The organism is Variovorax sp. 160MFSha2.1 (genome assembly GCF_048305075.1).
In the GTDB taxonomy this organism is placed as follows: domain Bacteria; phylum Pseudomonadota; class Gammaproteobacteria; order Burkholderiales; family Burkholderiaceae_C; genus Variovorax; species Variovorax guangxiensis.
The window spans coordinates 1884731-1897603 of sequence record NZ_CP157624.1; the positions used below are offsets into that span (position 1 = coordinate 1884731).

Here is a 12873-nt window from a genome sequence, read left to right on the forward strand (position 1 = left end):
AACCTTCGAACCCAGCCTCAAGGAAACCCACACATGAAGAAAATTGCCCTGATCGCCGCTGTCGCCCTGGCACTGCCGCTCGCGGCCGTGGCACAGAGCACGACGCCGGCCAAGCCCGCGGCCAAGGCCGAGACGACGAAGAAGGCGCCCCCGAAGCGCCAGGTCACCCGCAAGGCCGCCAAGGCGGTGGAAGAAGTCACGCCGATCAGCGATGACACCAACATCGTCCTCAGCGACGCCGACCTCGAAGTCGCCAAGCGCGTGTCGCTCGGCAAGGCCCAGTGCGAACTCGGCGCCGACGTGACCGTCACGGCCGACGAGAAGAAGCCCGGCTTCTTCACCGTCAGCACCAAGGGCCAGAAGTACCGCATGCACCCGGTCGAAAGCCGCACCGGCGCCATCCGCCTCGAAGACCCGCGCGCCGGCGCCATGTGGCTCCAGCTCGGCAACAAGTCGATGCTGATGAACCAGAAGGCCGGCCTGCGCATCGCCGACGAATGCCAGACCGAAGCCCAGATCGCGTTTGCCGCAGAAATGAAGAAGAACCCGCCCAAGGCCCTGTTCGACGGCGCCGACGGCGAGAAGAAGTAAGCGTCCCTACCCCGGCGGGGTGCGGCGCGGCTCTTGCTTGACCGCCGGAGCCGCCCCGCATGCCCGCCAGCCCAGTTTCCGGAGAAAAGAAGATGTTGCAAGCCTACGTTGACCATGTTGCCGAACGCGCCGCGCTCGGTATCCCGCCGCTGCCCCTGAGCGCGAAGCAGACCTCTGAAGCGATCGAGCTCCTCAAGAGCGCGAACGCGAAGGACGGCGCCTTCCTGCTGGACCTGCTCACCCACCGCGTGCCTGCCGGCGTCGACGACGCCGCCAAGGTCAAGGCGAGCTACCTCGCGGCCGTGGCCCACGGCACCGAGAAGAGCGAGTTCATTTCGCGCGCCCGCGCCACCGAACTGCTCGGCACCATGCTCGGCGGCTACAACATCAGTCCCCTGATTGACCTGCTCGACGACGCCGAAGTCGGCGCCGTGGCGGCCGAAGGCCTGAAGAAGACCCTGCTGATGTTCGACCAGTTCCACGACGTCAAGGAAAAGGCCGACAAGGGCAATGCCCACGCCAAGGGCGTGCTGCAGAGCTGGGCCGATGCCGAGTGGTTCACCAGCCGTCCCGAAGTGCCGCAGAGCTTGACCATCACGGTCTTCAAGGTTCCCGGCGAAACCAACACCGACGACCTCTCGCCCGCGCCCGACGCCACCACGCGTCCCGACATCCCGATGCACGCGCTGGCCATGCTCAAGAACAAGCGTGAAGGCACCGCGTTCCAGCCCGAGGAAGACGGCAAGCGCGGCCCGGTCAAGTTCATCGAGTCGCTCAAGGACAAGGGCCACCAGGTCGCCTACGTCGGCGACGTGGTCGGCACCGGCTCCAGCCGCAAGTCGGCCACCAACTCGGTGCTGTGGTTCACGGGCGAAGACATCCCCTTCATTCCCAACAAGCGCTTCGGCGGCGTGTGCCTGGGCACGAAGATCGCCCCGATCTTCTACAACACCATGGAAGACGCCGGCGCGCTGCCCATCGAGCTCGACGTGAGCCAGATGGACACCGGCGACGTCGTCGAGCTGCGCCCCTACGAAGGCAAGGCGCTGAAGGACGGCAAGGTCATCGCCGAATTCAAGGTCAAGAGCGACGTGCTGTTCGACGAAGTGCGCGCCGGCGGCCGCATTCCGCTGATCATCGGCCGCGGCCTGACGGCCAAGGCGCGCGAGGCCCTGGGCCTGCCCGCATCGACGCTGTTCCGCCTGCCGCAAAGCCCGGTCGACACCAAGAAGGGCTTCTCGCTGGCCCAGAAGATGGTCGGCCGCGCCTGCGGCCTGCCCGAAGGCCAGGGCGTGCGCCCCGGCACGTACTGCGAACCCAAGATGACCTCGGTCGGCTCGCAGGACACCACCGGCCCGATGACGCGCGACGAGCTGAAGGACCTGGCCTGCCTGGGCTTCTCGGCCGACCTCGTGATGCAGTCGTTCTGCCACACCGCCGCCTATCCGAAGAAGGTGGACGTGAAGATGCACCACGAGCTGCCCGACTTCATCAGCACCCGCGGCGGCGTCTCGCTGCGCCCGGGCGACGGCGTGATCCACTCGTGGCTCAACCGCCTGCTGACGCCCGACACCGTGGGCACCGGCGGCGACAGCCACACCCGCTTCCCGATCGGCATCAGCTTCCCGGCCGGCTCGGGCCTCGTGGCCTTCGCCGCCGCCACCGGCGTGATGCCGCTGGACATGCCCGAATCGGTGCTCGTGCGCTTCAAGGGCAAGATGCAGCCCGGCGTCACGCTGCGCGACCTGGTCAACGCGATTCCGCTGTACGCCATCAAGTCCGGCCTGCTGACGGTCGAGAAGAAGGGCAAGAAGAACATCTTCTCGGGCCGCATCCTCGAGATCGAGGGCCTGCCCGACCTGAAGGTGGAACAGGCCTTCGAGCTGAGCGACGCCTCGGCCGAACGCTCGGCTGCCGGCTGCACGGTGCACCTGAACAAGGAACCGATCATCGAGTACATCAACAGCAACATCACGCTGATGAAGTGGATGATCGCCGAGGGCTATGCCGACGCCCGCACGCTGCAGCGCCGCATCGCCGCGCAGGAAGCCTGGCTGAAGGACCCGCAGCTGCTCAAGGGCGACGACGACGCCGAATACGCGGCCGTCATCGAGATCGACCTGGCCGACATCCACGAGCCGATCGTGGCCTGCCCGAACGACCCCGACGACGTGAAGACGCTGTCGGACGTGGCCGGCGCCAAGATCGACGAAGTGTTCATCGGTTCGTGCATGACCAACATCGGCCACTTCCGCGCTGCGTCGAAGCTGCTGGAAGGCAAGCGCGACATCCCGGTCAAGCTGTGGATCGCGCCCCCGACCAAGATGGACGCGCAGCAGCTCACCGAGGAAGGCCACTACGGCGTGTTCGGCAATGCCGGCGCCCGCACCGAGATGCCCGGCTGCTCGCTGTGCATGGGCAACCAGGCACAGGTGCGCGAAGGCGCCACCGTGATGTCGACCAGCACCCGCAACTTCCCGAACCGCCTGGGCAAGAACACCAATGTGTACCTGGGCTCGGCGGAGCTGGCTTCCATCTGCTCGAAGCTCGGACGCATCCCGACGCGCGAGGAGTACATGGCCGACATCGGCGTGATCAACAGCAACGGCGACAAGATCTACCAGTACCTGAACTTCGACAAGATCGAGGACTACAAGGGCGTGGCGGATACGGTCGCGGCCTGATCGGGCTCTCCCGGGGTGATCTGCGGATCGCCCGATGAAACGAGCCCCGCAAGCCTCGCTTCTGCGGGGCTTTTTCTTTTTCAGGGCGAAGGCTGGTTGGGCTGCAGGTACTCCTGCCCCGTGAGCACCATCGCCGCGCCGGCCGGGCCGCCCACCGCATGGGGCAGGGCGTTCAGCAGCGAGTTCGCGAAGTCGCCGCGGTACAGCTTGGCGCCCTGGTGGGAGAGGTTGGAGTTGGCGTCGATGTAGATCGACTCGCCCAGCCCCGTCCAGAGGCGGCAGAAGCCGTAGTCCTCCGACAGGTAGCGCCGCGTCTGCGGATCGACCATGACGTCGAAGAAGCGGTAGTGCAGGCCCAGGTCGGCCTCGCCGATGCTGTCGGGCACGTAGCTGAGATCGGGGTAGCTCGCCATGAGCCGCTCGAACACCGATCGCCTGATCACCATGAAGCCGGTCGGCGCCTCGGTCATCTTCATGAAGCCGTCGGGCTGCACCTCCAGTTCGACCCGCGAGGTGGTCGCGGATGCCTGGGCGTTGACCGTGTAGCGGGTGAAGGTGGACTCGAACTGCTGCTGCGTCGTGCCAGCGGCCACGCCGCCTTCGGGCCAGTTCTCCCGCTTCAGCGGGTAGACCCCCGCCGCGACGTCGTAGCCCGACAGCAGCAGGCGGAAGGCCGCCTGCGCCGAGAAGCCGATGTCGGCGTCGACCCAGAAAAGGTGCGTCCACTGCGGATTGGCCAGGAACTGGGCCACGCAGTTGTTCCGCGCGCGCGTCACCAGGCTCTCGCCCTGGTGCGTGAACACCTGCAGCCGCATGCCGGCACGCTCGGCCTGCACGGCGAAGTTCAGCATCGAGTTGACGTAGTTCAGGAAGACCTTGCCGTCGTGGCTTGGCGTCACGATCACTGGGAAGAACTGCCGGAGTTCGGATGGATCGAGCATGTCGGTTCCGTTCGCTTGTCGTTGGCCGGGTGACTGCCGAGCTTATCGGGCCGCGCGCCGCATCAGGCCGAGCAGCAGGGTGTCGTAGACCTCCGTGGCCGCGGCGTTGTCGGGAAGGTAGCGGCCGATCAGGCTGCGCTGGCGCTCGCGGTACGCGCCAGCCTGCGCGTCGTGCGTGTCGATGGCCTCGACCACGCGGGTGCTGGCGCCGGACACGTCGTTGCCCTGGTAGTAGTAGCCCAGGTCCGCGCACAGGTGGGCGTTGTGCACCAGCGGGTAGCCCTGCCAGCAGGTCTCCAGGTAGAAGTAGTTCAGCGGGTTCTCCCACTGGTGCGAGACCACGATGTCGGTGTTCTGCGCGAGGAACACGGGCGTTTCGTGCCGGCCCAGGAAGACCGCCTTGTGCTGGCGCACCAGGTCGAGCTGGTTCATCAGCGTGATGAACTCCATGTTCTCCTTCGCCAGCCGCTCGGCGTTGGTGACCTGCAGCAGCGCGATGGCCTCGGGCCGCGCCCGGTAGGCCAGCTCGGCGATCAGCACCGGGTAGAGGCAGAACTTCACCACGTTGATGTTCGGCTCCATCACGCTCAACCGGCGCGGGCCGGCCTTCGGCTGGTAGACGCCGGCATCGGGCAGGCCGCGCGTGCGCTCGTCCAGGAACACCGGACTCCACACGAAGGGCACCGGGCGCGCATCGGCCCGGCGCAGCACCTCGAAGTACGGCTGGCTGATGTTGGCGACCTGCGGAACCATCCAGATGTCGTCGTAGCGCTGGTTGACGAACAGGTTCTGTCCCCAGAGCGGCTTGCTGAACAGCATCGCCTCCATGGCGTGCACGTACTCGAAGCCGCAGCAGTACGACACCAGCCGCGCGCCGCGCTGCTTGAGGTAGTCGGTCTGCGCCGCGTCGATCTGGCCTCCGAGCTCGATCAGCACGTCCACGCTGTCCTTGGCCGCCTCGAAGGTCACGGTGGGCCAGCGTGACTGGTCCCAGGGCAGGGCCTGGGTGATCGGGACGGCCGTGGTGTTAACGAGCACTACCGAGGCCACGGTCGGGCAGTGCTTCAGCGCCTCCGCCAGGAACACGGCGTTCTGCTTGATCCCGTTGTTCCACAGCGTTTCGGCCTCGTGATGGAGGCCGATGGTGATTCCGATGCGCAGCCTTGGGGCGAGAGACATTTGAATTGTTTCTTAAATGTTAATTGCCGGAGGTGGACTCATTTGCGTGAAAAAAGTCACGAGGCTTGCTATTGGGTCGTGATCAATTTCACGATTTTAATTTCACGGCAGACCTTTGCATTCAAAGAAATCGAAAAGCGAACCACCGTGCGGCATCACGGAGAACGCCTGGAAAAGGCCGTCAGATGGGAGGTGTTCGATGCAAATGAATGGAGTTGGAGGTCTGCATGGCTTCAATTGGAACCCTGTTTCAACGTTCGACGACCGCTTCTGGCATGCAAGGCAGGACGCTTTTTGAAATTTTTGTGAACTAAATCATCAGAGTCGATTTTGAAGAATGCTGCGGTGCATCGGAAATGTAAACAACTCCGTACATTCCACCATTCTTGTAATTGAGGTGCCGTATTGAGTGCCTCCGCGATGGAGCCTGAGGCAGGAAGCATCGCATTTCCGCTATCCGAATCCGTCCACACCGCGAGCCGAAAGTCACATGAACAAGTCTTACAGAAGCATATGGAATGAATCCCTTGGCGCCTGGGTGGCGGCATCGGAGATCACCTCGGCGCGCGGCAAGCGAAGCGGTTCCAGCGTGACCGCCACGGTCGCGGCAATCGGTCTGGCGATCGCCTCCATGGCCTTCGGCCCGCATGCGGGGGCCTCGGTGCTCGGGCCGTCGGGCACCTGCGTGACCGGCGGCGGCACCGGCCCCGATGGCACGACGGCGTACGGGGCGACCGTCGCCCCGGTCGATGGCTCGGGCGTGTGGTCGACGGTCGCCGGCTGTTCCTCGAACGGCGGCAACTTCCTGGGCGTGACGACGATCGGCTCCTTCACCACCGCCCAGGGCGCGGGCGCCACGGCCATCGGCATGGCGGCGGTGGCCAACAAGCTCGCCACCGCGCTGGGCCACCAGGCCCAGGCCACCGGCATCACGAGCCTGGCCGCCGGCTTCAATGCACGCAGCGCCGGCGACAACAGCACCGCCCTCGGTTCCGCCGCCAATGCGATCGGCACCAGCAGCGTGGCCGTGGGCAACGCTGCCAGTGCGCAGGGCGTCAACGGCATCGCCATTGGACTGAATGCCAATGCCGCCAGTGTCGGTTCCAGCAACCTGGCCATCGGCTGGGGCGCCAATGCGAGCGGCACCGCGGCCTCCCTGGGCGACTCGACCGCGATCGGCACGGGCGCCAAGGCCACGGGGCAGGATTCGACCGCCGTCGGCGGCCAGACCTCGGCCACCGCCACGAACACGCTGGCCATCGGCAACAACGGCACCAGCGCCACCGCGCAGGGCGCGACCGCGTTCGGCGTGGGCGCCAAGGCCTCCGGCCAGAACTCGCTCGCAGCCGGCAACGGGACCACGGCATCGAGCACCGGTTCCATCGCCATCGGCAGCAATGCCAGCGGCGTCGCCAATTCCGCGGCGACCGACGGCATCGCCATCGGCGGCCAGTCCAGCGTGGCGGCGGCTGCGACTTCGGGTATCGCGGTCGGCCGCGGCGCCGTGGTGAACAGCGTTTCCGGCATTGCGCAGGGCGACGGCGCCAACGTTGCCGCGAGCTCCAATGGCGGTGTCGCCATCGGCGCCAGTTCCAAGGTTTCCGGAACGAACACCGTTGCGATCGCCAGCGGTGCCAACGCCAGCGGCGCCAGCGCGACGGCCATCGGCAACAACGCCAACGCAGCTGCCGCGAGCGCGGTGGCGGTCGGCTCCGGCGCGGCAGGCCTGGGCAACAGCTCCGTCGCGGTGGGCAACACCGCCCTGGCCAGGGCCGACGGCTCCATCGCCATCGGCAAGAACGCCGCCATCGGCTCCAACACCGACGTCAACTCGGTAGCCATCGGCACCAACGCCAACAGCTGGGGCGGCAGCATCGCGCTGGGCACCGGCGCATCCGCCGACCAGTTCGGCGTCTCGGCCCAGAACGCGGGCATCGCCATCGGCGGCAACGCCGCGACGGACGACCGCTCGACCCGCAGCATCGCGATCGGCAACGGCGCATCGGTCAAGCCGCCGAACACGACCTCGGTGGTCGATGCGACGCTCGCCCTCGGCGTCAACGCACTCGGCTCAGGCTCGAACGCAGTGGCCATCGGCACGGCCACCGCAGCCAGCGGCGCGGGCTCGACCGCCATCGGCGGCAACGCCACCGGCGGCGCAGCCGCAGCGGCCGCCGACTCCATCGCCATCGGCGGCCAGTCTTCGGTCGTTTCGACCGCCACTTCGGGCATCGCCCTCGGCCGCGGCGCCGTGGTGAACGGCGCCTTCGGCATCGCTCAGGGCGATGGCGTGACCAGCGGCGCCACGGGCCAGAACGTGGCGATCGGCTCCAGCGGCACCACCGCCAACAGCGGCTCGGCCACGGGGGGCGCAGTCGCCATCGGGCGCGGCCAGAAGGCCACGGGCGACGGGGCCGTGGCCATCGGCGACCCCAACACCTCCAACGGCACCGGTGCCGTGGCGATGGGCGCAAACAACACCGCCGCAGGCGACGCCGCCGGCACGACCGCCGCGAACGGCGCGGTCGCCATCGGCAACGCCAACAACGCGATCGGCCAGGGCGCCGTCGCAATGGGCAACAACACCAACGCGATCGGCGCAGGCACGGTCGCCCTCGGCGACAGCTCGCGCGCAACGGCCCTGGGCGCCGTCGCGCTCGGCAGCAGCGCAAGCGCCGTCCAGGACTCGACGGCCATCGGCCGGAACGCCAACGCTTCCGCCGTGGCATCCGTCGCAATCGGCGTGAACGGCTTCGCGGCGCAACAGTCCGTCGCGCTCGGCAACAACACCACCGCAACCGGCCAGTCGGCGGTGGCGCTGGGCGATACGGCCAACGCATCGGCCCAGCAGGCCCTGGCGATCGGTGCCGGTGCGCTCGCGTCGAACACGCGCACGGTGGCCATCGGCACGCTGGCCAATGCGGCTGGCGCCAATGCCGTGGCCATCGGCTACAAGGCCATCGCGCAGTACGCCAACGCCGTGGCCATCGGCAACGGCAGCGTGACGGGCGCGGCCGCCCCGACCGGCGCCGCCTACATGACCGGGCAGACGGCCAACGGCGGCGAAGTCTCGTTCGGCGGCGGCACGGCCGCGACCAACCGCCGCATCACCAACCTGGCCGACGGCGCCGCGCCCACCGACGCCGTGACCGTCGCGCAGCTGAGCACCACCGCATCGAGCCTTTCCACCGGCCTGAGCACCACGAACAGCTCCGTTGCAAGCCTGTCGACCTCGACCTCCACGGGCATCGTCAGCCTCTCGACCGGCCTGAGCACGACCAACAGCACCGTCAGCAGCCTGTCGACCTCGACTTCCACGGGGCTCAGCACCGCGACCAGCCGGATCAACAGCCTGTCGACCTCCACCTCGACGGGGCTGAGCACCGCCACCAGCAGCATCGGCAGCCTGTCGACTTCGACCTCGACCGGCCTGAGCACGGCCACGAGCAGCATCGGCAGCCTGTCCACGTCGGCTTCGACCGGCATCAGCAGCCTGTCGACTTCGACGTCGACGGGCCTGAGCACCACCAACAGTTCCGTTGCGAGCCTGTCGACCTCGACCTCCACGGGTTTGAGCACCGCGACAAGCAGCATCGGCAGCCTGTCGGCCTCCACCTCGACCGGCCTGAGCACCGCCACAAGCAGTATCAACAGCCTGTCGACCGGTCTCAGCACGACCAACAGCACCGTCAGCAGCCTGTCGACCGGCCTGAGCACCTCGGCGAGCAGCATCGGCAGCCTCTCGACGGCCCTGAGCAGCACCAACAGCTCGGTTGCGAGCCTGTCGACCTCGACCTCCACGGGCCTGAGCACTGCGACAAGCAGCATCGGCAGCCTGTCCACGTCGGCTTCGACTGGCATCAGCAGCCTGTCGACTTCGACTTCGACGGGCCTGAGTACCACCAACAGCTCGGTCGCCAGCTTGTCGACCTCGACGTCGACCGGCCTGAGCACCACGAACAGCTCCATTACGAGCCTCTCGACCTCGACTTCCACCGGTCTGAGCACAGTGACGAGCAGCATCGGCAGCCTGTCCACGTCGGCTTCGACCGGCATCAGCAGCCTCTCGACCTCGACCTCGACGGGCCTGAGCACCACGAACAGCTCCGTTGCGAGCCTGTCGACCTCGGCGTCGACCGGCATCAGCAGCCTGTCGACTTCCACGTCGACTGGCCTGAGCACCACGAACAGCTCTGTTGCCAGCCTGTCCACCTCAGCGTCGACCGGAATCAGCAGCCTGTCGACCTCGACCTCCACGGGCCTGAGCACGGCGACGAGCAGCATCGGCAGCCTGTCCACATCGGCTTCGACCGGTATCAGCAGCCTGTCGACTTCGACCTCCACGGGGCTCAGCACGGCGACCAGCAGCATCAATAGCCTGTCCACGTCAGCTTCGACCGGTATCAGCAGCCTGTCGACTTCGACCTCCACGGGGCTCAGCACGGCGACGAGCAGCATCAACAGCCTGTCCACATCGGCGTCGACCGGCATCAGCAGCCTGTCGACTTCCACGTCGACTGGCCTGAGCACCACGAACAGCTCCATCGCAAGCCTGTCGACCTCGACCTCCACGGGCCTGAGCACCGCCACCAGCGGCATCGGCAGCCTGTCGACCGGCCTGAGCACGACCAACAGCAACCTGAGCACCCTGAGTTCGTCGGTCAGTTCGATCTACAACACCGGCACGAAGTACTTCCACGCCAACAGCACCGGCGCGGACAGCCAGGCCATCGGCGCGAACAGCGTGGCCATCGGCCAGAACGCCATCGCCAACGGCGACAACAGCGTGGCGCTGGGCGCGAACTCCACGGCCAGCCGCAGCGCCGCGGCGATGACGAACTACGACGCCTTCGGCCTGACCAGCAAGCAGAACGCGTCGGGCGAACTGAACGTCGGCAACCGCGTGATCACCGGCGTGGCCCCGGGCAGCGCGGACACGGATGCCGTCAACGTCTCCCAGGTGAAGACCGTCACGGCTTCGCTCTCGAGCGGCCTGAGCACGGCGACCAGCAGCATCGACAGCCTGTCGACCTCCACCTCGACCGGCCTGAGCACCACGAACAGCGCTGTTGCAAGTCTGTCGACTTCGACTTCGACTGGCCTGAGCACTGCCACCAGCAGCATCAACAGCCTGTCCACGTCGACTTCCACCGGCATCAGCAGCTTGTCGACCTCCACGTCGACCGGCCTGAGTACGGCAAACAGCCGCATCGACAGCCTGTCCACGTCCACCTCGACGGGTCTGAGCACGGCGACCAGCAGCATCAGCAGCCTGTCGACCTCCACTTCGACTGGTCTGAGCACGGCGACGAGCAGCATCAGTAGCCTGTCGACTTCCACTTCGACCGGTCTGAGCACCGCAACCAGCAGCATCAACAGCCTGTCCACGTCGACTTCGACCGGCATCAGCAGCCTGTCGACCTCCACGTCGACCGGCCTGAGCACGGCAAACAGCCGCATCGACAGCCTGTCCACCTCCACCTCGACGGGGTTGAGCACGGCCACCAGCAGCATCGGCAGCCTGTCGACTTCGACCTCCACGGGCCTGAGCACCGCGACGAGCAGCATCAGCAGCCTGTCGACCTCCACGTCGACTGGCCTGAGCACGGCCACGAGCAGCATCCGCAGTCTGTCGACCTCGACCTCGACAGGGCTGAGCACCGCCACGAGCAGCATCGACAGCCTGTCCACCTCCACGTCGACTGGCCTGAGCACGGCAACCAGCAGCATCAGCAGTCTGTCGACTTCGACCTCCACGGGCTTGAGCACGGCCACGAGCAGCATCAATAGCCTGTCGACCTCCACGTCGACGGGGTTGAGCACGGCGACGAGCAGCATCAACAGCCTGTCGACCTCCACGTCGACGGGGTTGAGCACCGCGACGAGCAGCATCAACAGCCTGTCGACTTCCACCTCGACCGGTCTGAGCACTGCAACGAGCAGCATCGACAGCCTCTCGACTTCCACGTCGACTGGCCTGAGCACCGCCACCAGCAGCATCAACAGCCTGTCGACCGGCCTGAGCACGACCAACAGCACCGTCAGCAGTCTGTCGACTTCCACGTCGACCGGTCTGAGTACGGCGACGAGCAGCATCAACAGCTTGTCGACGTCGACCTCGTCGGGTCTGAGCACCGCAACAAGCAGCATCAACAGCCTGTCGACCTCCACCTCGACCGGCCTGAGCACCGCGACCAGCAGTATCGACAGCCTCTCGACTTCGACTTCGACCGGCTTGAGCACTGCGACCAGCGGCATTAGCAGCCTGTCGACCGGCCTGAGCACGACCAACAGCACTGTCAGCAGCCTCTCGACGTCCACGTCGACGGGTCTGAGCACCGCGACGAGCAGCATCAACAGCCTGTCGACCTCGACTTCAACCGGCCTGAGCACTGCGACGAGCAGCATCGACAGTCTCTCGACTTCCACGTCGACTGGCTTGAGCACGGCGACGAGCAGCATCAGCAGCCTGTCGACCTCCACTTCGACCGGCCTGAGCACTGCCACGAGCAGCATCGACAGCCTGTCGACCTCCACGTCGACCGGCCTCAGCACCGCGACGAGCAGCATTGATAGCCTGTCCACCTCGACCTCGACGGGCTTGAGCACCGCCACGAGCGGCATCAACAGCCTGTCGACCGGCCTGAGCACGACGAACAGCACCGTCAGCAGTCTGTCGACCTCGACTTCGACGGGTCTGAGCACTGCGACGAGCAGCATCAACAGCCTGTCGACTTCGACCTCGACCGGCCTCAGCACTGCCACGAGCAGCATCGACAGCCTCTCGACTTCCACCTCGACGGGTCTGAGCACTGCCACCAGCAGCATCAACAGCCTGTCGACCTCGACTTCGACCGGCCTGAGCACTGCGACCAGCAGCATCGACAGCCTGTCCACGTCGACCTCGACGGGTCTGAGCACTGCCACCAGCAGCATCAACAGTCTGTCGACCTCGACTTCGACCGGCCTGAGCACTGCGACCAGCAGCATCGACAGCCTGTCCACCTCGACCTCGACGGGCCTGAGCACCGCGACGAGCAGCATCGACAGCCTGTCGACCTCGACTTCGACCGGCCTGAGTACTGCGACCAGCAGCATCAACAGCCTGTCCACGTCGACTTCGACTGGCCTGAGCACCGCCACCAGCAGCATCGACAGCCTGTCCACCTCGACCTCGACCGGCCTGAGCACCGCCACGAGCAGCATCAACAGCCTGTCGACCGGCCTGAGCACGACCAACAGCACGGTCAACAGCCTGTCCACGTCGACTTCGACTGGCCTGAGCACTGCGACGAGCAGCATCAGCAGCCTCTCGACTTCCACGTCGACCGGCCTGAGCACCGCCACCAGCAGCATCAACAGCCTGTCGACGGGCCTGAGCACGACCAACAGCACGGTCGACAGCCTTTCCACCAGCCTGTCCTCGGCCGGCAGCGGCCTGGCGAGCCTGTCCACGTCGACGTCGACCGGCCTGAGCA

Annotated in this window: 4 protein-coding genes and 1 pseudogene; 3 read left to right on the forward strand and 2 right to left on the reverse strand. The window is 66.5% G+C overall.

Annotated elements, in window-relative coordinates; genetic code table 11:
- Positions 1-33 precede the first annotated feature (33 nt).
- Together ABL838_RS08235 and ABL838_RS08240 are read left to right on the forward strand one after the other, a co-directional pair.
- Positions 34-591 carry a hypothetical protein gene (locus ABL838_RS08235; RefSeq protein WP_184635559.1) on the forward strand — a complete coding sequence of 186 codons (558 nt, stop codon included), beginning with the start codon at positions 34-36 and terminating at the stop codon, positions 589-591.
- 92 nt (positions 592-683) lie between these two features.
- On the forward strand, positions 684-3275 hold the full coding sequence (locus ABL838_RS08240; protein WP_126022685.1) for a bifunctional aconitate hydratase 2/2-methylisocitrate dehydratase: 2592 nt from the start codon (positions 684-686) through the stop codon (positions 3273-3275).
- A gap of 80 nt (positions 3276-3355) precedes the next feature.
- On the opposite strand, the gene ABL838_RS08245 is transcribed toward ABL838_RS08240, so the two are convergent.
- Complete coding sequence (locus tag ABL838_RS08245; protein ID WP_184635563.1) at positions 3356-4216, reverse strand: hypothetical protein; 861 nt, start codon at positions 4214-4216, stop codon at positions 3356-3358.
- 42 nt (positions 4217-4258) lie between these two features.
- Entirely contained in the window at positions 4259-5395 is a 1137-nt protein-coding gene (locus ABL838_RS08250; RefSeq protein WP_418125011.1) for a DUF2827 domain-containing protein, read from the reverse strand.
- Positions 5396-5885: 490 nt separating this feature from the next.
- Here ABL838_RS08250 and ABL838_RS08255 point away from each other — a divergent pair.
- Positions 5886-10364, forward strand: a pseudogene (locus ABL838_RS08255) (beta strand repeat-containing protein); the annotation flags it as partial.
- Positions 10365-12873: the final 2509 nt, after the last annotated feature.